General features: G+C 44.8%; 16 protein-coding genes. 6 read left to right on the forward strand and 10 right to left on the reverse strand.

Annotated features, from left to right (window positions below; genetic code table 11):
• Positions 1 to 2,277, reverse strand: a complete 2,277-nt coding sequence (locus BMW45_RS05970; protein WP_166433286.1) for a glycosyltransferase family 2 protein — start codon at positions 2,275 to 2,277, stop codon at positions 1 to 3.
• A 4-nt stretch (positions 2,278 to 2,281) separates the two neighbouring features.
• Entirely contained in the window at positions 2,282 to 3,367 is a 1,086-nt protein-coding gene (locus BMW45_RS05975; RefSeq protein ID WP_092241343.1) for a bifunctional glycosyltransferase family 2/GtrA family protein, read from the reverse strand.
• Between the two features lie 407 nt (positions 3,368 to 3,774).
• On the opposite strand from BMW45_RS05975, the gene BMW45_RS05980 reads away from it, so the two are divergent.
• A complete protein-coding gene (locus tag BMW45_RS05980; protein WP_166433287.1) occupies positions 3,775 to 5,454 on the forward strand; it encodes a methyl-accepting chemotaxis protein in 1,680 nt (559 codons plus the stop codon).
• A gap of 91 nt (positions 5,455 to 5,545) precedes the next feature.
• Here the strand turns inward: BMW45_RS05980 and BMW45_RS05985 are convergent, their stop codons facing one another.
• The 4 genes from BMW45_RS05985 to BMW45_RS06000 all read right to left on the reverse strand — a co-directional run bounded on the left by BMW45_RS05985 (position 5,546) and on the right by BMW45_RS06000 (position 12,041).
• On the reverse strand, positions 5,546 to 6,073 hold the full coding sequence (locus BMW45_RS05985) for a shikimate kinase (protein ID WP_025230754.1): 528 nt from the start codon (positions 6,071 to 6,073) through the stop codon (positions 5,546 to 5,548).
• Entirely contained in the window at positions 6,070 to 6,636 is a 567-nt protein-coding gene (locus BMW45_RS05990; protein ID WP_242883096.1) for a flavin reductase family protein, read from the reverse strand. The genes BMW45_RS05985 and BMW45_RS05990 overlap by 4 nt, the downstream gene beginning before the upstream one ends.
• Before the next feature lie 103 nt (positions 6,637 to 6,739).
• On the reverse strand, positions 6,740 to 8,410 hold the full coding sequence (locus tag BMW45_RS05995) for a putative manganese-dependent inorganic diphosphatase (protein ID WP_092241349.1): 1,671 nt from the start codon (positions 8,408 to 8,410) through the stop codon (positions 6,740 to 6,742).
• 343 nt (positions 8,411 to 8,753) lie between these two features.
• The gene (locus BMW45_RS06000; RefSeq protein WP_092241351.1) at positions 8,754 to 12,041 is read right to left on the reverse strand and encodes a DUF5107 domain-containing protein; all 3,288 of its coding nucleotides are present in this window, start codon (positions 12,039 to 12,041) and stop codon (positions 8,754 to 8,756) included.
• Positions 12,042 to 12,203: 162 nt separating this feature from the next.
• On the opposite strand from BMW45_RS06000, the gene BMW45_RS06005 reads away from it, so the two are divergent.
• Positions 12,204 to 13,052 (forward strand): helix-turn-helix transcriptional regulator, encoded by an 849-nt coding sequence (locus BMW45_RS06005; protein ID WP_092241353.1) that lies wholly within the window; start codon positions 12,204 to 12,206, stop codon positions 13,050 to 13,052.
• Between the two features lie 54 nt (positions 13,053 to 13,106).
• Here the strand turns inward: BMW45_RS06005 and BMW45_RS06010 are convergent, their stop codons facing one another.
• From BMW45_RS06010 to BMW45_RS06020, 3 genes are all read right to left on the reverse strand, one after another.
• Positions 13,107 to 14,165 carry an arabinose ABC transporter substrate-binding protein gene (locus tag BMW45_RS06010; protein WP_092241355.1) on the reverse strand — a complete coding sequence of 353 codons (1,059 nt, stop codon included), beginning with the start codon at positions 14,163 to 14,165 and terminating at the stop codon, positions 13,107 to 13,109.
• 66 nt (positions 14,166 to 14,231) lie between these two features.
• Entirely contained in the window at positions 14,232 to 15,218 is a 987-nt protein-coding gene (locus BMW45_RS06015) for an ABC transporter permease (protein WP_092241357.1), read from the reverse strand.
• Positions 15,218 to 16,723 carry a sugar ABC transporter ATP-binding protein gene (locus tag BMW45_RS06020; protein WP_092241359.1) on the reverse strand — a complete coding sequence of 502 codons (1,506 nt, stop codon included), beginning with the start codon at positions 16,721 to 16,723 and terminating at the stop codon, positions 15,218 to 15,220. The genes BMW45_RS06015 and BMW45_RS06020 overlap by 1 nt, the downstream gene beginning before the upstream one ends.
• Before the next feature lie 360 nt (positions 16,724 to 17,083).
• Here BMW45_RS06020 and BMW45_RS06025 point away from each other — a divergent pair, with 360 nt between their 5' ends.
• From BMW45_RS06025 to BMW45_RS06040, 4 genes are all read left to right on the forward strand, one after another.
• A complete protein-coding gene (locus BMW45_RS06025) occupies positions 17,084 to 18,181 on the forward strand; it encodes an aldose epimerase family protein (protein ID WP_092241361.1) in 1,098 nt (365 codons plus the stop codon).
• Between the two features lie 89 nt (positions 18,182 to 18,270).
• A complete protein-coding gene (locus tag BMW45_RS06030; RefSeq protein WP_092241363.1) occupies positions 18,271 to 18,960 on the forward strand; it encodes a Crp/Fnr family transcriptional regulator in 690 nt (229 codons plus the stop codon).
• A gap of 125 nt (positions 18,961 to 19,085) precedes the next feature.
• Entirely contained in the window at positions 19,086 to 19,784 is a 699-nt protein-coding gene (locus BMW45_RS06035; protein ID WP_092241365.1) for a DUF542 domain-containing protein, read from the forward strand.
• Between the two features lie 2 nt (positions 19,785 to 19,786).
• Entirely contained in the window at positions 19,787 to 20,974 is a 1,188-nt protein-coding gene (locus BMW45_RS06040) for an oxygen-binding di-iron domain-containing protein (RefSeq protein ID WP_092241367.1), read from the forward strand.
• A 54-nt stretch (positions 20,975 to 21,028) separates the two neighbouring features.
• Here BMW45_RS06040 and BMW45_RS06045 read toward each other — a convergent pair whose 3' ends face one another.
• Positions 21,029 to 21,973, reverse strand: a complete 945-nt coding sequence (locus tag BMW45_RS06045) for an ROK family glucokinase (RefSeq protein WP_025230745.1) — start codon at positions 21,971 to 21,973, stop codon at positions 21,029 to 21,031.
• Positions 21,974 to 22,017 lie beyond the last annotated feature (44 nt).

The raw sequence follows: 22,017 nt of genomic DNA on the forward strand, positions 1-22,017 counted from the left end.
TTAACCCTCTATTTTTTCTGTATTTGTTATGTCGACCAAAAATTGATCCATTTGACTTTTCCGGATAAGATCATTTAGGTTCACAACTGACAAAAGCTCCTCCGATGAATGCCGTATGTATATTCCCGTCCGTTTCATGGTCAATAAAATCCCGCTTTCTGTTTTGTAGATGAATTCATCATCCTCACTTTCATTGGCATTAAAACCAGAAACAGAAAAATAGCGGTAATTGAAATCAATCAATTTGCAGGCAGCACCGTTAGTAAAGGTAATTTGCTTGTCCAGCAAGATCCTTGGCATCTTTCTTTTGTATGAAAGCGGATGTTTTAACCGTCTTTTTATATTTCTCAACATATCGTCATAAGCGGTTACCCACAAATCCATCTGCTTTGGGAGGGAATGGGGCCTGTCATATATCACCTGCATGTACTGGCGTTTGTTTTCATCATCAACTGTACGGACGGCCGCGGAATAACGCCAGCCCATGTCCTGCTCTTTCACATAAACAATCTTGCCCTTTAGTCTGGCTTTATAAAAAGGCGTGGTGACCGCAAAATTCACAATCTTATTTTCCGGAAGATATATTGGCTTCTCCGTCCAGAAAGCTAATCCATTATCTGAAACATCTACTGTCTTCGCTTTATAGTTTAAGGACTTATATTGTATGGTAATATTTTCCTCTGCCCTGATCCGCTCGCTGCTTCTGTAAGCACGCCTTCCCAGCATAAAAAATACGGCATAGAATAACGAAACCATGTTATAGATAATCCAGAAAAAGATAATGCTGCTGTAAAATAAGGCCCAGCCATATTTCCCATGGACAAAACGTATCATGGCCGCTGCAGAAAGCGCCAGTAAAACCAGATGGGGGATCGCATACACGGCAAGCTCAATGCCAATGCCGCTCCCTTCTTTCTTTTTATTGGTAACCTTAAATTTCCTTTGATGAATGTGAAAGGTCTCAAGCAATACCGGGATAATCAAATAAGGCATAAATATGGTATCAATGATCTGGCTCCATCTCTGGTTTCTTACGTTACTTGAAAGGTAACGCATGGACATGCTGTAAAAAAAGTACGCAGGAAGCCAGAACACAATCACATCCCAGAAAAAACTGTTTACAATCCTGTAGTCAAACAGGGCGAACAGAATGGGGGACATAATGAATATGAGTCTGTTAAAAAAAGACCACCAGTATAAAAAGCTGTTCAAATAAGTAAGCCTTGCAAGCGGGGGAAGCTTAGGAGTAATAATGGCATGGGTGTTCTGAAGGCTCTGAATGATTCCTCTTGCCCAGCGCACCCTCTGCCTGATCATGCTCTTTACCGTTGTGGCCGTTAATCCTGCGGCCTGAATCTCATCCGTTGCATAGGTTATGTATCCTGCTTTTTGTATCCGTATGCTTGTCTCAAAATCCTCTGTAATGGTCTTTAAGGGAAAACCACCTATTTCCTCCATGGCCTTCCTTAAAATTATAGTGTTGCTGCCGGTATAGGCGACCGCGTTGGAGGTATTTCTCATGGTATTCACTTCTCTGGAAAAGAAATCCTGTTCATTTGGGATGTTTCCTTCCGCATATAAGTTAAACTGGAAAAGATCGGGATTATAAAAGCTCTGAGGCGTCTGAATTAGTCCAAGCTTAAACTTCTGATCAATCTCCTCTTCCTTTCTCAGCCTCCACTTCCCATCTTCTTTTATGAACCTGGAGAGCAGGAAATATGGAACTGTCTTCATAAGAAACGTATGCTGCGGTATCATATCTGCGTCAAAGGTAGCAATCAGTGGAGAGGAGGTCTTCTTTAAAGCATGATTTAAATTACCTGATTTTGCTTCCTTGTTATCAGAAAGCCCCAGGTAGCCTACTCCAAACTGTTTGGCCAGTTCTGCAATCTCTTTACGGTTTCCATCATCACAAATATAAATATGTACCTTGCTTTTATCCGGATAGGTCATGAAGGTGCAGGCATTGACTGTTTTGAACAGAATATCGGCTGGTTCGTTATGGGTCGCAATAAAAACGTCTACATCCGGATAAAATTCATCAGGTATCTCAGGACATTCCAAATGAAACTTATTCATCTGCATCTTTTGATAAAATAATTCAAAGGTAGTAAACACCGTTACGGTCTCTGCCACAAGCAGCAATATTCCAAATATCAGATTCAGTATCCCCTCATGAAACGGCAGGGTAAATATCATACGCCAGCCCAGATAAATAGTCATCAGGGCTATGCTGATGATAAAAATTATATTTTGTTTTTTCTCTTCTTTATACATGAAATCAATCCTCTGCCCGGAAAAATACCCAGCGCTGTTGTATTTGATAACCAAGGAGAAATAGACACACATCACAGAGGATCTTTGCCATCTTCTCATTGATTCCCAGGTTTACATGTAATATGTACACGCCGGCAGCTGAAAGTAGTATGTTAAATACGCATAAGCCCAGGTAACGAATAAGGCTGTGTCCAGCAGCATCCTTGTTCTTAAACACCATATTTTTATTAAATATATAATTCACAGCAATTGAAACCGATCTGGCAAACGCCGTGGCTATCATGATTCTAAGTAAGTCTTTTCCCTGCATATAAGGCTTAAACCAGTCAAGCAGCGCCCAGGCAATCCCAATGTCAATAAAAGAGCAGGCGATGGAAGAAGTAAGGAACTTCATAAAATCAGCTCCAAGGATACCCATAATTTTTAAGCTGTCCCTAACGGCATTAAAATGTGTGCCTCTGTTCTCATCTTCATAGATGGTCTGAATGGGAATTGTAAGGACTGGTATTCCAGACCGTATGTAGGTGATCAGGACCTGGGTTTCATACTCAAACCGCTCTCCTTTTATACTGAGCATCCGGCCGGCCAGCTTCGGGCCAAAGGCTCTGAGCCCTGATTGGGTATCGGGTAGATATCTTCCGTACAGAGCAGCAAATATTGCAGATGAAACACGGTTTCCAACGAAAGACTTGACAGGTATGCCGGCTTTTTTAAAATCTCTTACCCCCAGTATCAGCATATCGGGATGGCCTTCGGCTGCATTTGCCAGCTTATAAACATCCTCCGGGGCATGTTGTCCGTCAGAATCTGCGGTTACGATACACGTAAAGCCGGGCATATTCCTCCTGATATACTCATATCCAGTTTTAAGCGCAAGCCCCTTTCCCCGGTTTACACTGTGGTGGAGTAAGGTACAACCGAACTCCTCTAATTCTTTGAATATATCCTGATATTCGTTTCCAGATCCATCATCTACAATTACAATGCGGGACAGCCCGTATTCCCGCAGCTCCTTTACATAAACCGGAAGCCTTCCATCAGGTTCTAAAGAGGGAATCAATACAATCGCTTGTTTTATCGTTTGTTTCATCTCAGCTCCCGTTTACGTTATAATTAATTGCATTTAAAATAAATTTAAAGCATGTGTTTTATAATATACACTCAACTTCATTCTTTGTCCCCTAGTTAATTTTGGATGGAAAAAATATGCTAACTTTAATAGAATTTCTTCTTTCAGAAAAACTTCCTTAGAAACTTCCTCATTAACATGTTAATTTCTGTATCCTTATTGAAGTAAATTTTGCACGTAACCATCTACTATATTGACTAAAATCGGAAAGATAACTATAATTATTAGTAATTCCATATTCAGGAAATTTAAGAAAAGATATAATATTGAATCATTATGAAATATTATGTCAAATCCGACATTTATCCAAAAATTCATGGAACAAACGTAATAAGGCAAAATAAACTAAAACCATGGAGGAACATTGTATGTTAAAAAAACGAAAGGTAGGAAACCGGCTGCTTGCTGCATTTCTCATCGTTGTATTGTTTTCAGGCTTAGCCGGAACCATCGGAATTCTGCTCATTCGGACCGTTAATGAGAAATATCATACTGCATTGCAGGATTATGGATTTGCCCAGGGCGATATTGGAAGCCTGGGACAGGCGTTTCAGGCTCACCGTGCAACAATTTTATACATAATTTTTTCGGAAGACCCTGCGGAAACTGCCAATCAGAAGGAAAACCTAAGCAAACAGATCGAAATGATAAACGAGAAAATGGAACTGGTACAGGGGCAGATGAAAACAACCTCGGAAAAAGAGCTTTACAGCAAGCTTACAGAAAAGATGAAATCCTATGAGGCGGTCCGCAGCCATACCATTGAGCTTGCATCGACATCTCCCAAGGAGGCCATGACTACGTTCCGAAGCCAGGCAGCTCCCCTGGCAGCGGAGATTGCAGATACGATCAATACCATGCTGTCAGATAAGTCAACAACCGGTGATAAAAGGTCTGCCGATCTTTCCCGTCTGACATCCATATTCATTGCAATTATGGGCACCATCATCCTCATTTCTATTGTTACATCCGTTATCATCGCAATCGCCATTACAAGGGGGATCACCCGCCCCATTGACGAACTGAAAGCGGTTGCAGACCGGATGGCCCAGGGAGATTTAAAATGCATTCTGGAATATCGTTCAGAAGATGAACTAGGACATCTTGCAGACAGTATGAGGACGATGATGGGGCGTTTATCCTACTATATGGATTATATTTCTTCCACCACAAGCCAGATGGCCCAGGGAAATTTTGATATTCCTCATGACACAGAGGAATTTAAAGGGGAGTTCCGTTCCGTACAGCTCTCCATACAGAATCTTACTGATTCCTTAAATGATGTCATGGCTAAGATAACCCAGTCCTCAGACCAGGTAGCCTCAGGTGCTGAACAGGTGGCAGGCAGCGCTCAGGCTTTAAGCCAGGGTGCGACCGAACAGGCATCCTCTATTGAAGAGCTGGCTGCCACCATCAATGATATTTCCAATAACATTAACCATAATGCGGAGAATGCAAAGGAAACAAACCAGCAGGTAAGCAATACCGCATCAGAGCTGGAATTTGGTAAAACTCAGATGCAGGATCTGACAAATGCTATGGAGGATATCAGCAGTGCCTCCTCAGAAATAGGAAAAGTAATCAAAACCATAGAGGACATTGCCTTCCAGACCAATATCCTGGCCCTTAACGCAGCCGTAGAAGCAGCAAGGGCAGGAGAGGCAGGAAAAGGCTTTGCAGTTGTGGCAGACGAGGTCCGCAACCTAGCCAATAAAAGTCAGGAAGCTTCCAAAAATACTTCTGCATTAATTGAGCATACCCTGGCCTCCATTGAGGCTGGAAATCATATTGCCAAGGAGACTGCAAAATCCATGGACCGCATTGTCCAGTCTTCCAAAGCAGCAGCGGACTTAGCATACCAGATATCATCCGCATCAAAGGATCAGGCATTTGCAGTTGCCCAGGTAACTCAGGGAATTGATCAGATATCAAGCGTGATTCAAACCAATTCCGCCACATCAGAGGAAAGTGCTGCCGCGAGTCAGGAAATGGCCGGACAAGCTCAGATGCTGAAGCTATTAATTGGAAAGTTTCAGTTAAAAGTTTAAAATTAAAAGGTGTCTCAAAAGTCGTAATTTGACTTTTGAGACACCTTTTAATTTTCCCGTAAATATTCAGGGTGATAATGAAAACGGGCGATTATGTAGTCAGGCCGAACCTTTCCTCCATAATGGCTCTTAACCTGTCTACCGTCTTTCCTGCATCAAGGCCGTTTTCATCAATGGTTATGTCGGCATATTTTTCATAATAAGGCACCCGTTCCTCATATAAGTCTTTTAAGGTCATTCCGTCCTTTAAGACAACTCCCCGGTCTACCAGATTACCCAGCCGCTCTTCCACGCTTTCATAGCTAAGCTTTAAATAAACCACTGTACTGATCTCTTTTAAATGCTCCATAGCTTCTTTTCCATAGATCACGCTGCCTCCCGGGGCAATGACGCTATGGCGGACATTAAGGCCTGCATTGATCCTGTTTTCCACAGCCAGGAAGCCATCCTGGCCCTCTTTTTCAATAATTTCCTTTAAAAGGCGGCCTTCCTGCTCCTGAATTACAATGTCCACATCCACAAAAGAATATCCAAGGCGTTTTGCCAGCAAAACACCTACTGTGCTTTTACCAGAAGCCGGCATACCGATCAGCGTAATGTTATTAAGCTTACTCGTCATTTGTTTTTCCTCCTGCCCGACGGCTTTTTTCCTGCCTTTTTCACAGAATAGCCGAAACTTCCAAGCTTTTTCCCCAGTTCAAAATATTCCCCATGAGAATAGGATATAAGTCCTGCATCATTAAGGTGGAACTTCCCTTTTTCGTCCATGTACCGGCTGTTTACGGTCACTCCAACCACCTCTGCCAAAAACAGGTCATGGCTTCCCAGAGGCTTGATCTCCACAACTCTGCAGGCTAAATTCACCGGGCTTTCCTCTATTCCGGGGGCATTTACATGTTCCAGGGAACAAGGCGTCAGCCTCATTTCTGCAAATTTATCCACTTCCCTGCCGGACTTCACTCCGCAGTAATCGGTCGCCCGCACCAGATCTTTAGTCACCAGATTTACCACAAACTCTCTGGTTTCTTTTATGATTTTATGGGAATGCCGTTCCGGGCGGATGGATATAGACAGCATGGCCGGGGTGGAACATATGGTTCCTGCCCATGCCACGGTAATGATATTGGGTTTTTCCCCTTCCCTCTGGCAGCTCACCATAACCGCCGGAACAGGGTAAAGCATGTTTCCAGGCTTCCAGGAAACCCTGCTGTTTTTTACGGTCTTTATATTTTCATTCGCTTTTCTATATTCATTGGTTTCTTTCTTCTTCATTGACGACAGCCTCCTATTCCTGAACCGCCAGCATAATGCCAGGAATCAGCTGTTTCTTTCTGGATACCACGCCGGGAAGACTTACGATATGGTCTTCTGCCGTCCCTTCCTCTTCCTCTGCGCGGAAAGCTCCGAGAACCATCTGTTTTGCTCCCTGACCCTCACATAACAGAACCGTAGATTCCGTCAAAATGTTGGTAAGCATGAAAAACATCATGTCTACACCATGCTCTTTTCTTGCTTTTTTCATGTAAGAAGGCATACGGTCCTTCAGTTCCTCCAGTTCGCTGGCGTTTAAGGAGCTGATCTGTCCCACTCCAAAGGACACCTTACCAAGTGTGAATTTTTTGAAATCCTGATAAAAGATCTCCCCATCCGTCTTTCCCTTTAGGTTACTTCCTGCCGCGAACATGGAGGAAGCGTATTTCTCCACCTGGATCCCTGCGATATCCGCAAGGACAAGAGCTGCCTTTTTATCAGACTCCGTGCAGGTAGGGGAACGGAATAAAAGCGTATCAGAGATAATGGCGCTGCACAGAAGGCCCGCTATCTTCGGTTCAACTTTTATGCTATTTTCCATATACATCTGATATACGATGGTAGCGGTACAGCCTACCGGCTGATTGCGGAAAAATACAGGAGATATGGTTTCTACGGTGCCGAGTCTGTGATGATCAATGATCTCCAGAATTTCTGCACTTTCCATGCCTTCCACCGCCTGGGTTTTCTCATTATGGTCCACCAGGATCAGACGCTTTCCTTTTGCACCAAGCAAATTCCGGCGGGAAATCATTCCCATGTATTTTCCATCCTTATCAAGAATCGGGAAATCCCGGTGGCGCTTACTTGCCATGACATCTTTTATTTCATCAATATAATCGTCTTCTTCAAAGGAAATCAACCCTTCAGTAGTCATGAAGTAGCTGATAGGAATGCTCTGATTCACCAGACGGGCTGCCGTATATGTGTCGTAAGGGGTGGTCACGACCGTACAGCCACGCTCCTGAGCCAGCTTTTTGATCGTCATGGATACCGCTGCTCCTTCGCATACAATGATGCAGGCCGCTTCCATCTCAATCGCGCATAGCTGGGATTCATAACGGTTCCCCAGGATCACTAAGTCGCCTTTGGAAATGTAATATTCCATCATATCAGGATTGGCCGCTGCTATAAGGACCTTGCCATGATTGAAATATTCGCTCTTTCCACCAACTACCATGGCCCCTTCTAAGGTTTCCACAATATTTTCATACTGGGTATTTGCTTTTGATAAAATGCTGCTGTCATAAACGTTCATATAGGACTTGGCAATATCACCTACCGTGATCAGTCCTTCTAACATCCCATCCTCGGTCACCGTGGGTATGGTGACTACATTTGCTTCCTGCATCAGTTTCCAGGCCTTTTTTAAGGACAGGTTTTTCTTTACACCCTTTGTCTTACGAATATCGATATCACGGACCTGTGTCTTCACATTTTCCACAAGCTCCGGCGCTTCCACTTCAAAATAATGGAGTACGAATTGTGTCTCCTCGTTGACGTGACCAGCCCTACCTGGCTGATATTCTTCTCCGGTCAGCTTTCTTTTTAGATTTGCATAACAGATGGCAGAACAGATGGAATCTGTATCTGGATTTTTATGGCCTATTACGATAGTCTTTCTGTTCTTATAATTTTCTCCCATACTTTCCTCCTTTTTTCATAATGTGTTTACAGGTCGTTCATATTCCGTTCATATATATTTTTTATACTAAATACATAGAAAATATATGAGTCAAATTGATTTAATCGTCAAATTGCACATAGATTTTTCATAATTGCCCCGATTGCCTGTCAATCGGGGTCTCCTCATTTTATGAAGCTTTTTCTTTGTGAAGTATTCCCATTATATCATAATTTAGTAAATTGTAAATAAGAGGACGGGGCGTTATAGCCGTTGAAGAACTTAAAAACCAAAAAATAAAAGAAAGAGGGAGGAAGAGATGTTATAAAAACATCCCTCCTCCCATTACTTTTCTGTCTCCATTTTATATCATATTTATATACCTGATCGCATTTAAATGGGCATTATCCAGCTGTATGGTCTCCTTGAAAGCTTCCTTCGCCCCCTTTATATCTCCAAGCCCCATTTTACCAAGCCCTATAAGATAGTTACAATGGGCTTTGTTTTTCTTATCCAGGTCATCTTCATAAATCAGGAAATCGGGCAGGGATACGGCGAAATATTCAATCTTTATGTTATCGAACATATGCTGTTCTCCGTAATCCAGCAGCTTATAGAACCTGGCCCTGGCCTCCACCGGTTTTCCCAGCTCTTCCTTAGCCAGCCCCTGGTAATAAATCATATCCGCAGGCTGGTCATTGTAATACATCATGCCTGCCGGTTCATCCGTTCCCACACTGGCCACTTCATAACAGGCTCTTGCTGCCTCAGTCTTTCCCAGATTCTCCATGACCTCACCCAGATAATAATTGATATGATTGTCCTTTGTTCCTTCTAGCTTTCCTTCTCCCAGATTCTCCGGGTACTTCAGGGCATTTGTCAGGTATTCTTCCGCCCTGCCCCAATCCTTTGCATCCATAGCCTGCCTGGCCAGCTCCACAAGGGAGACCACATACTGGGCGGTCACTTTTCCCTCTCCGCCTTCCCATGGATGGAATTTATAGCTCATAATGAATTCATAAGCCTCTCCGTAACGTCCTAAAAGATTTAAAAGTGTTGCATACTCAATCATCAGATCGTCACGTTTCATAAATACATCTCTTACAGCTTCATATTTTTCCAGACGTTCTGCCACAGGCATATCCAGCTTTTTGTAAAGCTGATCCAATTCCAAAAAGATCCTTGCATCGTCCGGGTTTAGGACATAGGCCTTTTCCATGGCCTCTCTTGCCTTTTCCCTGTCCTTTTCTTTGTTGTAATAAGCCAGTGATAAATTTCTCCACACGGTTGGAAACACGGGATTTAACCGGGCAGACTGCTCCCAATAAGAAATAGCAGTATGGTACTGAAGCTTATCATAATATAAATTACCCAGATAATAATTGGCGTTGGCTCCTTCCGGATCCTTTTCCGCCGCAAACTTAAGCACTGAGATGTCCTCCAGCTTATTAGGGAAACAGTAATCCGTGCAGCACCTCTCCGCCTGCTCTAAAGCTTCTTTTAAAGCTTCAGATCCGTCTTTTCCCATAAGCTTCAGATAGTAGGCTTTATAATAATAGAGCATGGGCCATTTCACGGAACACTGTTCCAGGGTCTGGACGGCGGCTTCGTATGCACCGAATTCCGCATAATGCCTGGCTGCCATTAAGTAGTTTTCGTGAAAGCCTCTGGCCATCCGGCTTATCTCCATCCGGATTTCCTCCTGACGTCCTGGCTCCAGATATGCTGCTTCCAAGCGGGATATATAGTCAAAGGAGTCCACCTTCAAATTCTCCTCAATGAGAGCCCTGGCTTCTGCCGTCCTGTCCAGCCTGCGTAAGAGATAGGCGTTTAAGGCTCTGGCCTTTACATTATGTGAATTTCTCACCAGTCCCTTTTCCACAAATTCCAGAGCACTTTCATAATTTCCTCTCATGGATTCGATGCAGGAAAGATAATAAAAACTCATTTCCTGCTGCTCCCCTGACCACGTGGCCTTATAAAAGGCATCAAAGGCTTCCTCAATCTTCCCCTGATACAAAAGCGCCAGGCCCAGATTGTAGTAAGGCTCAGAGTCATAAGGGTTGGGATTTTTTCGCACAGCCCGTTTTAACGCCTTCCTGAAATGCTCCTCTGCCTCCTCAAAGCAGCCTCTACGCATGAGCAGGGAGCCATAGGCATTATTGATGCGGATATCTTCAGGATCCCTTTTTAAGCCCTCTATGTAATAAGGATCCGGTCTGTAAGTAGCATGGCGGTACTGCTCGATATGAAGCCCGGTAAGATACAACTCTTCATTTGTCATAATCTTTTCCGGATCATTGGCTGCTTTTGCAGGGCTTGGAAGCTTTGGAACCTCCTTCTTTAAGGGGGTATAGGAAACCAGCTCCCTTTCGCCGGAAAGAACTTTAAGAGTCAGCCTTGTCTCATCCTCCACGCCGGTATGCAGCGTCTTTTCATAAGTATGGACCGGAGAAAGAAGGGTGGTTTCATTAAGAAGCGTCTCCTTCCCGTATGTCAGCAGAATCCTCGCATCAGGATACTCCTGGGTTCCGTATGCAGCTATATGGATCTCATTTTCCCTTGTCTCCAGGTTTATGACGGCGTGAATGGAGGCGTTTTTCACAGGACCAACAGCCTTATAAGGCATGAAATACTGGGTAAAGGTTTTTTCCTCCATTGGCTTTAACCAGGTGAAATCCGGCTGATTATCAGTGTAAACACCGGTCATCAGCTCAATGTAAGGACCGTCCTCATCGGTCAGATTCCGGTCCCAGGCCTTTCCGAAATCCCCGCAGCCCCAGGTCCACTGCTTCTTTCCTGGCGAAATGTGATGATCTGCTACATGAAGGATTCCCGCCCCCACCTGGTAATCATAGCCACCTACAAAGTTAAACTCACTCTTTTCAGCCATGTAAGAGGTAGGTACCGGAATATTCTTATAACGGGAAATATCAATGCCTTCACTGTAATCATGCTTATAATAGACCCCTGTGGCAATGGGGAAACGAGATACATCTCTTTTTCCGTGATCCATAACGGCATGGACATCCGGCGGGAAAATGGACTGAGTGTAGTCATTGACCGGAACCGCCGGGTTTGCCCACCATAAAAAGGTCTGGGGCATTGGCGTGGGGTTGTAAAGCTGACCCTTTATCTCAATATAGGCCTTTCCGGGATGCAGGGTGAAGCTGGCCTCTCCCTTGGTTCCGTACATCTGGTCCACATCGCAGATCCGGCAGGTTTTAGAACCATCCTCATGTTCTATCAGCATATAGTCTACAGGGGAATAGGTGGTCGGCCGGTGGTGCTGGGGCCAGTTAAATTCAATCCCGCCGCTGATCCAGGGTCCGCAGAGCCCTACCAGGGCGGGCTTTATGACGTGGTTGTAATAGACGAAATCATATTGATTTGTTTTGTCAAAGGCCCGCTGGATTCTTCCGCCAAGCTCCGGAAGTATCATTACCTTTAAGTATTCATTTTCCAGCCAGACTGCCTGATAGGCTTTGTCCGTCCTGGTATCATGGATCTTCTCAATGGTAGGATAAGGGTAAATTTTTCCTGAGCTTCCCTGATAAACACGGCTTTCCAGAAACATCGGATTTTTATCCGCTTCCCCCACCTCATAAGTGGGTATGACGATGGACTCCTCCCATATTTTTACTGCTTCCATTCTTAGACCTCCTTTTAAGTTCTTGCCTATACTATATAATCTTTTATCATTGTTTTCATTAGCTTTAGTTGCTTACTAGTTTATAAAAATTGCTCTAATTTTATTGACGAATTACCGCTTATTCTCTATAATGGTTTCATAAAAAGAAAGGAGGGTCCATATATGCTGTCTACAGAACGCGGGGTCATCTCAGGGTCGGATTATTATGTTTATACGCCCAGTGCCCTGGCAAAAAGAATTTTCTTATATCCCATCAACATGGGACTTTTCCGGTACGAACCCGGATATTCCCTTCATCGGAATTCCTATGACAGCTTCCTCATCATGTTCATCCGGAGAGGAGAATGCCAGGTTGAAACAGGCGGACGAGTCTTTCCTGCAGGCGAAGGGCAGGTAGTGATACTAAACTGCTTTGAGCCTCACGCCTACTGGACGACAACGGGCTGGGAAGCGGAATGGCTCCATTTTGACGGCATAGGTGCGGCAGGATATTATGATGCAATCCTGGATGGCGGCCCTCCGGTCATTACCCTGAGGGATACCTACCGTCTGGAAAAATATCTGCACAAAATTTATCTGCAGTTTCGGGAGTGTATTTCCATCAAAGAGGCCTGGCTGAACAATTACGTTGTTAATATATTAACGGAGCTTTTGGTTAACAGGGACTTTGAGCGCTCAGAAAACGTCTCTTCCAGCATCATTGAGGACACCATTGCCTACATCAATGAACATCTGACCGATCCCCTTACCCTAAAGGATCTGGCGGATCAGGCTTCCTTAAGCCCCTTCTATTTCAGCCGGCTGTTTAAAAAGGAATCCGGATTTTCGCCTCACGAATATGTGATCGCCGCCAGGGTCAACAATGCCAAGTTCCTATTAAAGTCCCTGGACATCTCCATCAAGGACATATGCTTCAGCACAGGCTTTACCAGTGAAAGCAGCTTTTGCACCACCTTTAAAAAGGTGACGGGAATCACGCCTTCCGAATACCGTTTTTCTATCAGGAACTGAAAAAAGCGCCCCTGCATTGCAGAGGCCGCTTTTTTTCATCACCGGGCAATCGGTTTATTCCGCTGCTTTCCCCATCACTTCCTTATAATTTTCGGGGGTAACGATCACCGCATCTACGGCTGTCTCTATAGGAACTTCTTTTCCGCTGATCACATCGTATAATACATTGACCGAGCCTGCTCCTACCGAATCAGAGGAGAAATAAGCTGCTGCCTTCATGCAGGTTCCGTCGGCTCCCTTGTTGTTCCACTCATCTTTTGCCATATAAGCTCCAAGACCTACTGCAATTGCATTGGCATCTAATCCTGCGCTTTCCAAAGCACGGACTGCACCGATCGTACCTTCTTCATTGGCTCCCGTTACCAGCCACTTTTTGATTTCCGGATGGGCGGTGATGACTGATGTCGCAGCTACATTTCCCTTATCTGTAGTCCCGTCATGATCGGCTTTGAAAATCCGCTCTTTCGGAAAACCAGGGCAAACTTCCGTAAACTTGTCTAATTCTCCTTCAGCCCTGGGAACACAGGAGGAAACCGTATCCATGGTCAGAATCATCAGCCCACATTCCGGATCTTCTGCCAGTTTATTTTTATTGGCATAATCCGCCAGCCACTGGCCGTTGGCCTGTCCGATTACGTATGCATTAATGCCCACCCATGGAGCGATCTTTTCCCCTGCATCCGTCTGGAGCGCATCATCGGCTGATACAATCGGGATGCCAGCTTCCTTGCATTTATCAACCACGGCCTGTGACATGGTCTGGTCCGGGATACAGGTAACGATCCCCTTTGCCTTATTTGCAATGGCATTGTCAATGGCCTTTAAGTATTCTTCCGGATTCATTTTTGCATCCACATAGATAAATTCATCGCCCTTTTCTTCCACTGCCTTCTGAGCCGCTGCCCCTTCGTCAATGAACCATGTCTGGTCCCCGGCCTTGTAGATTCCATAAACGACACCCTTTGCCCCTGCTTCCGTCTGGGTCCCGCCTGTTGTTGTCTCTGCCGTACCTGCTGTCGTGGTTTCCGCCGGCTTTTCATCGCCAAATCCGCTGCAGGCTGTTAACCCCATTGCCATTGCTGCTGCCAAAATAATCGCTGCTGTTTTTTTCATGATTTAAACCCTCCTGTTTTAATTTTTGCTCTATCTTCAGAAAACCTGACGGTTTCCTTTGGAACGTTATAAATTCTTCATGGATGCTGCCAGTAAATCACGCTCTCTTTTCTGTTTTCTTAAATAGTCTGTTGCCAGGGCGAATAAGAGAAGCCCTCCCTTTGCCACAAACTGCCAGAAGCTGGGGACATTTACCATAGTAAGACCTGTGTTAAAGGACTGGATCAGTATGATTCCAAGAATGGTTCCTCCCATATTTCCAACTCCGCCGATGAAAGATACTCCGCCCAGAATAACCGCCGTAATTGCATCAAATTCCAGGTTCACATTAGCCGCAGGCTGACCGGAATTCATACGGGCCGCGAAGATGATTCCGCCGATGGAACAGAGGATTCCCATCATCACATAACAGGTGGTAATGATCCTTTTGGGATTTAATCCTGCAAGTCTGGCAGCTTCCATGCTGCCGCCGATGGCATATACGCTTCTTCCGAATTTCGTTTTGGAAAGTATGATGCCAAAGATTATGATACAGATCACCATGATCCATACGGAAAGGGGAATGTTTAAGATCCTTGCTTTTCCCAGGATAAGAAAGGTCCTGTTGCTGATGGAAACCGGCTTTCCGCCGCATATGATATAGGCAAAGCCTCTGATAATGGACTGGGTCACCAGGGTTGCAATAAAGGCCTCCAGATGAATCCGGTTCACCATAAAGGAATTGAAAAATCCGATGAGGATCCCGCAGCCGATGGTAAGAATCAGCGCAACCCCGAAAGGAACGCCCTTGCCTACTAAAAGAGCCGCCATAACGCCGGAAAACGCAGCTACAGAGCCAGGAGACAAGTCATTCTGACCTGCAATGATTAAATATGTATGGCCCACAGCCACCAGCCCTACAAGGGAAGCCGCCACCAGAATATTGATTAAGTTCGTAACCGAAAGAAAGTTCTTATTCAGAGAGGTAAAAAGCCCAAATACCACCACGATTGCCGCAAGCAGTACGATCTTGTCACCATCTATTTTGATTCTGCTTTTCTTATTTGTTCCCATTATTCCTGTACCTCCCCAATCATACCCAGGCTCAGAAGCTTGCTTTCGGTCGCTTCCTCCGCCGCTATTTCTCCTGTGATTCTCAGTGATTTCATAACAATGATCCGGTCCGACAGACCGATGACCTCAGGAAGCTCGGAGGATATCAGAATAATCCCCAGTCCTTCCTTGGCAAATTTACAGATCATATGATAAAACTCTGATTTGGCGCCTACGTCAATTCCCTTGGTCGGCTCATCCAGGATGAGCACCTTTGGATTCGTGCTGATCCAGCGGGCCACAATACATTTCTGCTGGTTTCCGCCGGAAAGCTCCACGATCTTTTTGTCAGGAGACGGAGTCTTGATCTTAAAATCCTGGATTCCCTTTTGTGCCAGCTCCTCTTCCTTCTCTCCGTTTACAAACCCCAGCCTGTTGGAATTGGTATCCAGCATGGCAATGTTCATATTATCGCTGACGCTCAAATTTGAAAGAATCCCCTGAAGCTTCCGGTCCTCCGGCACCAGAACAATCCCATGCTCCATGGCTTCATGAGGAGAGCGGTTGCGTATTTTCTTTCCTTCCAGATAGATCTCACCGCCCTTTACCTCGTCAGCTCCAATGATGGCCCTCATAAGTTCCGTCCTTCCCGCCCCTACAAGACCGGAAAAACCTAACACCTCTCCTTTTCGCAGTACAAAGGAATTTTCTTTTACATAGTCCGAGGATAAGTTTTTCACCTCCAGAAGTACATCTCCAATCACCTTGTTCCTGTCTAAGCTTCTGTAAATATCCCCCAGGTCACGGCCCACCATCATTCGGATCAGTTCTGCTTCCGGAACCGCTCCTGTCTCCACCGTGGCCACGTAACGTCCGTCTTTAAAAATTGCCACCTTATCCGTAATCCTCCGAAGCTCGTCCATACGGTGAGATACATAGATAATGATCTTTTCCTCTTCCTTTAACTTCCCAATGATCCTAAATAAAGATTCGATCTCCGAATCCGACAGGGAGGCCGTAGGCTCGTCAAAGCAGATCACCTTTAGATTTTCTCTGGAATAGGCCTTCATAATCTCCACCATCTGCTGATAGGCGATACTTAAATCCTTTACCTTAGTGGTTGGACTGATGGGAAGTCCAAAATCCTCTATTATTTTTGCAGTCATCTCATTTGCCTTACGGATATCGATGAATCCCAGCCTGCTCGCAGGCATTCTCCCCAGATAAATATTCTCCGCCACGGATAATTCCAATAGAATCTGCCGCTCCTGATATATGACAGAAATTCCTTCCTCAATGGCCTCATGAGGAGACTGAAAATGCTTCTCAAATCCATCAAGGAGATATTTTCCCCCGGTAGGCTGGTAATCCCCATTGAGCACCTTTAACAGGGTGGACTTGCCTGCCCCGTTTTCCCCTAAAAATGCCAGAACCTCCCCGGAATGCGCCTGAAAGGATACCTGGTCCAACGCCTTTACTCCGGGAAAATATTTGGATATATTCTGGAATTCCAATACGCTCCCCATGTCTTACCTCCTCTTTTTTATTCCAGCTTTCTGTTTTAATAAGTTCATTATATCATTGAAACAAAATTCATCATTATGTAGGTTTGCTCTATCATTGCGAAAAATTGCTCTCATTTATCACGGTCCCTCCTTCCTATATGATGAAACGTCTTGCTTCCGTTCAAAATTTTGCCATCAATCCTCTTTTTTACCACAAATTGCACCTGGGCTCTCTTTCCGCACCTGTTCTTCCAGACCGTTAATTATCTGGATCCCATTGCTTTCTCTTGCTCTGTCATTTTGAAAAATTGCTCTTCTATTTTTTTGCCCTTTCCCTTTCATGGACAAATCCTTATACTGGTTTTAATGGAGGACATCTGTATGAAAATCAAAACCAGAGAATTATGGAATCAGGCGGGAACCGCTTATACGGTTTATGATATGAGCACCAGCCTGGGCATGACGGTATCCGTAACGGCGCTTGGAGCGGCCATTCTACAGATTGCCATAAGAGACGAAAGCGGCAGGGAACAGCCAATCACCCTGGGCTTTGAGAATATGGAACCATATGAAAGCTGTATCTGCTATGCAGGAGCCACCCTTGGGCCAAATGCCGGAAGAATTGGGGAAGCCTTACTTCCTGTAGGACCGCAAATATGCAGGCTTTCAAAAAATGACGGGAAGAACCAACTCCACGGAGGGATAAATAACTTATCAGTCCAACTCTGGCAGGTAACTTCTGTGACTTCCGGTCTGGAATCGGCCTCTATCCTGCTGTCTGCAGTCCAGCCAGACGGCCTGGATGGGTATCCGGGCAACAGGATCTATCAAGTAAAATATACCCTGGAAGACACCAACTGGCTTACCATAGAATACACCGCGGTGACGGACGCTCCTACCTATATCAACATGTCCAACCACACCTACTGGAATCTATCCGGTGATTTTTCTGTCTCCGGTCTGGAACAGGAGGTCCAGATATTTGCAAATAACGTGTGCATAAATAATAAGGACCATTTGCCGGCCGATGTCATTCCTGCCCCAGATTCCGTTTTTGACTTCCGTTCTCCCAGGCAGCTTCTATCCCTAATCCGTTCTGTTAAAAGCCCTGTCTGCAAGGAGCAGCTTTCCATTGGAAGGGGATACAATAATGCCTACATCCTTAACAGAAATCAGTCGTTCCGTCCGCTGCGGTCTGCAAAACGACCTGCAGAGATTCATAAGGCCGGCATCCTGCGGGATAGGAGGACCGGACGAACCCTGAAAGTAATGACGGATGCACCCGCCCTGGTTTTGTATTCAGGGGGATTTTTGCCCGCTGGAATGGCTTTGTGCGGCGGTGCGCCCTCCTCCGCCTCTTGTGCCATTGCTCTGGAAGCACAGGATATTCCTGATGTGATGCATCTGCTGCCCGGCAATTACCGGCTCACCACCCCGGAACAGCCGTTTTTCAGGACCATCCGGTACCATATTTCATAGATAAAAGCGCCATCCCTCTTGCCATACTCTCTTTGTTTATTATAATATAATTATCCATATAATAGTCAAATACCCGAAAGGAGAATGGCATGGAACTTAAGTGTAGTTGCTGTAATAAATTGTGCACTTCAAAAATCCCTCTTTTTGAGCCCCTTTCTATTGAGGAGCAGAAGGAACTGGTATCAAGGGCCCGGCATCTGGATTTCAAAAGAGGGGAAACGGTTTTTCATGAGTATGATCCGGCAGATAAAATACTGGTCATCCGTTACGGAAAGGTTAAGGTCAGCCGCTATTCCCTGGAAGGAAAAGAATACGTTCTTGATATACTGGCAGAAGGCGATATCTATGGAGAGCAGAACATATTCGGCGGAAAAGCCTTTGAAGCAAATGCCATTGCCCTGGGAGAATGCGGAGTATGTCTTATCTCCTTGACGGATATCCAGGAACTGATATTAAAAAAACCTGAAATCGGAGTCAAACTATTAAACGTGGTAGGACAGAAGCTGTCAGCGGCAAATGAGCTGGTGCAGCTATTGTCCGTCAACGATGCCAAGGCCCGCGTCGCTGGCTTTCTTTTATTCAGAAGCAGCCGGATTAAGGAAGAAACAATTGAATTGACCAGAGACGATATATCCGCTTATATTAATGTCAGAAGAGAAACCATAAGCAGAAAGCTTGGAGAACTTCGCAAAGAAGGCGCTATTGAGTTAGAAGGGAATCGTAAGATCCACGTCAGAAATAAAGATATTTTAAGAGATATTTTTGATAATGAAACTTAAAAAATAAATAGTTTTAAAATAATGATTTAAATCACATTTTTTATTCTCTTTTCCAGATATACTGGCCTTACAAACAAAAACAAACGTTTCTGAATAACATAGAATTCAGAAAAGAGGAGGAGAATATGATTACAGGTAAAATGAAAGTGGCCGATGTTGTTAAGGCCTATCCGGAAGCAGTTGAGATCTTTAATGACTTTCATATTGATTATTGCTGCGGCGGAAAGGAAGACTTGGAAGAGGCCATACAGAAGCTGGGAATCGAATCAAAGAGCTTTATCGAACTGCTGAATAAAAAAATTGTGAATCAACCTAAACGATCAAACAAAGGACAAGTGCTGGCCGTGGAACGGCTGATGGAAATGGAAGTTCCAGACCTGATTGATTATATTATTAACACTCATCATTCGAAAGAAAGAATCCTGCTGGCAGATATTGATGAGCTGATCAATAAGGTCTTGCTGGCTCATTACGAACACCATCAAGCACAGCTTGTTCCCTTACACGGGCTTTTTTCAGACTTGAGAAAGGAACTCCAGGAGCATTTCGCAAAGGAAGAAAAGCTTATTTTCCCTTATATGAAAAAAAGCTTTGCAGGTGACATGCGCTCCGGATATGTGAAGGATTTAGAGGCTGAACATGAAGCAGCCGGAAACCTGATAAAAGAAATCACAGCCTGCACCAATGATTTTACTGCGCCGGAAGATGGTTGTGCCTCTTACCGCATGGCATTTCAAAAGCTGCAGGAACTGATTAATGATGTGTATATTCATATATTTACTGAAAACTCACTGCTGTTTCCAAAGTATGAAGGAGGAAATTGATCATGAAAAAACTTGTGAAAAATAATGTTTATTGGGTAGGAATCATGGATTGGGAGCTGGAATCCTTTCACGGAGCGGATTATTCCATTAATCATGGCTCAAGCCAGAACGCCTATTTAATCAGGGAAGAAAAGACAGTACTCATCGACACGGTATGGAAGCCGCATTCCACGGAATTTATAGATAATCTGGAAAAAGAGATTGCTTTAAAGGAAATTGATTTTATTGTTGCCAACCACGGGGAAGTGGATCACAGCGGTTCCCTTCCTGCATTGATGGAGAAAATACCGGGCACACCTATTTATTGTACAGCAAACGGGGTGAAATCTCTTACCGGCCAGTATCACCATCCGGAATGGAATTATCAGGTGGTGAAGACAGGGGATTCCATTGATATCGGAAATGGGAAGAAGCTGGTCTTTGTGGAAATGAAAATGCTCCACTGGCCTGACAGCATGGCTACTTACCTGACAGGGGATAATATCCTCTTTTCCAATGACGCTTTTGGACAGCATTTTGCTGTGGAGGAATTATTTAATGATAAGGCTGACCAGTGCAGGCTTTGGGAGGAGGCTATCAAATATTATGCCAATATTTTAACTCCGTTTTCTCCTCTTGTGAAAAAGAAAATTGAGGAAATTCAGGGGCTTAACCTTCCCATCGATATGATTGCCACCAGCCACGGTTCCATCTGGAGGGAGAATCCTTTGCAGATCGTGGAAAAATATTATGAATGGTCACAGAATTATCAGGAGGATCAAATCACCATTGTTTACGATACGATGTGGGATGGAACAAAACAGCTGGCCCACAAGATCAGTGCCGAAATTGCACGGATTTCGCCGGATACCAGGGTGAAGATTTATAATATTTCCAAGGTAAATAAAAATGATATTATGACAGAGGTATTTAAATCAAAAGCAATTGCCCTTGGTTCCCCAACCGTAGGAGGCAGCATTCTTTCTTCTGTGGGAGGATGGCTTGATTTCCTGAAGGAACTGAAGTATAAGGGCAAAAAGGCGGCGGTGTTCGGTTGCTATGGCTGGAGCGGAGAGGGAACAAAGGTCCTTCGGGAACGGCTGACTGATGCCGGCTTCTCGGTGGTGGAAACGGAAGCCAAGTGCCTTTGGAATCCGGAAGAAGAGGATTTTAATAAGGCGGCGGAGGTTGCTAAGGCGCTTTGCCAGTAATTTTGTATTAGTATATAAAAAAGGGCGGATTCTTTCGAATCCGCCTTTTCACTCTTAATCAAGGATCAGCCTTGCTGCTCCATATATTCCTGCATCATTTCCCAGCTTCGCCAGGACGATTCCGCTCTTATTTTTGGAAATAGGTGAGTACTTGTCAAAATGTTTATATAGGATATCAATTAAGAAGGATCCGGCTTTTGAAACGCCGCCCCCAATAACAAAGACCTCTGGGTCTGTTACCATGGAAATCTGGGCCAGGGCAAGGCCAAGGTAATGGCCTACTACTTCCATGACCTCACAGGCCAGTGCGTCCCCTTCCTTGGCAGCATCCAGCACATCCTTTGCCGTTACGTTGTCTCCATATGTCCTGAGAACGGATGGGGTATCTTTTGCGGCCATTTTTCTTCTGGCTTCTCTTGCTATGCCTGTTGCGCTGGCTATCTGCTCCACACAGCCTACGCCTCCGCAATTACAGCTTTCTGTTTCATCGTCACGGATATGGACATGTCCGATCTCTCCGGCCAGACCATGCTTTCCGGCAACAATCTTCTGGTCAATGATTACGCCGCCGCCTACTCCGGTGCCCAGGGTGACCATAACGATATCATCATAGCCTTTTCCGCCTCCCTGCCACATCTCTCCAAGTGCTGCAACATTGGCATCATTGCCGCTTTTTACTGGGATGCCGTGAAGCATCTCACTTAATTCTTTTTCTGGATACATGTCACGCCAGCCCAGGTTTACACAGACTTCTACATACCCGCTGGGCATGACTGGGCCTGGGACTCCCATACCTGCTCCTTTTACTTCTTCTAGGGGAACATTCAGCTCTTTAAGGGTTTTCAGTATGGAAGCGGCGGTGTCGCTAAGGATATGTTTTCCGCCTTCTTCTTGTCTGGTGGGGACTTCCCACTTATGGATGAGCTCTCCTGTTATTTCAAATATTCCGATTTTTACAGATGTACCGCCTACATCTACACCGACACATTTCATTCCCATTTTATTTACACTCCTTTTTTGCCTTTTGTACCGTAAGTCCGCAG

It is taken from the genome of Lacrimispora sphenoides (assembly GCF_900105215.1).
GTDB classification, from domain to species: domain Bacteria; phylum Bacillota; class Clostridia; order Lachnospirales; family Lachnospiraceae; genus Lacrimispora; species Lacrimispora sphenoides_A.

Bases quoted from the DNA above. Each gene is read 5' to 3' on its own strand.
- BMW45_RS05985 (WP_025230754.1), bottom strand. From the start codon at position 6,073: ATGACGAGTAAGCTTAATAACATTACGCTGATCGGTATGCCGGCTTCT.
- BMW45_RS06005 (WP_092241353.1), top strand. From the start codon at position 12,204: ATGCTGTCTACAGAACGCGGGGTCATCTCAGGGTCGGATTATTATGTT.
- BMW45_RS05970 (WP_166433286.1), bottom strand. From the start codon at position 2,277: ATGTATAAAGAAGAGAAAAAACAAAATATAATTTTTATCATCAGCATA.
- BMW45_RS06035 (WP_092241365.1), top strand. From the start codon at position 19,086: ATGATTACAGGTAAAATGAAAGTGGCCGATGTTGTTAAGGCCTATCCG.
- BMW45_RS06010 (WP_092241355.1), bottom strand. From the start codon at position 14,165: ATGAAAAAAACAGCAGCGATTATTTTGGCAGCAGCAATGGCAATGGGG.
- BMW45_RS06020 (WP_092241359.1), bottom strand. From the start codon at position 16,723: ATGGGGAGCGTATTGGAATTCCAGAATATATCCAAATATTTTCCCGGA.
- BMW45_RS06030 (WP_092241363.1), top strand. From the start codon at position 18,271: ATGGAACTTAAGTGTAGTTGCTGTAATAAATTGTGCACTTCAAAAATC.
- BMW45_RS05975 (WP_092241343.1), bottom strand. From the start codon at position 3,367: ATGAAACAAACGATAAAACAAGCGATTGTATTGATTCCCTCTTTAGAA.
- BMW45_RS06025 (WP_092241361.1), top strand. From the start codon at position 17,084: ATGAAAATCAAAACCAGAGAATTATGGAATCAGGCGGGAACCGCTTAT.
- BMW45_RS05990 (WP_242883096.1), bottom strand. From the start codon at position 6,636: ATGCTTTACCCTGTTCCGGCGGTTATGGTGAGCTGCCAGAGGGAAGGG.
- BMW45_RS06045 (WP_025230745.1), bottom strand. From the start codon at position 21,973: ATGGGAATGAAATGTGTCGGTGTAGATGTAGGCGGTACATCTGTAAAA.
- BMW45_RS06000 (WP_092241351.1), bottom strand. From the start codon at position 12,041: ATGGAAGCAGTAAAAATATGGGAGGAGTCCATCGTCATACCCACTTAT.
- BMW45_RS06040 (WP_092241367.1), top strand. From the start codon at position 19,787: ATGAAAAAACTTGTGAAAAATAATGTTTATTGGGTAGGAATCATGGAT.
- BMW45_RS05995 (WP_092241349.1), bottom strand. From the start codon at position 8,410: ATGGGAGAAAATTATAAGAACAGAAAGACTATCGTAATAGGCCATAAA.
- BMW45_RS05980 (WP_166433287.1), top strand. From the start codon at position 3,775: ATGTTAAAAAAACGAAAGGTAGGAAACCGGCTGCTTGCTGCATTTCTC.
- BMW45_RS06015 (WP_092241357.1), bottom strand. From the start codon at position 15,218: ATGGGAACAAATAAGAAAAGCAGAATCAAAATAGATGGTGACAAGATC.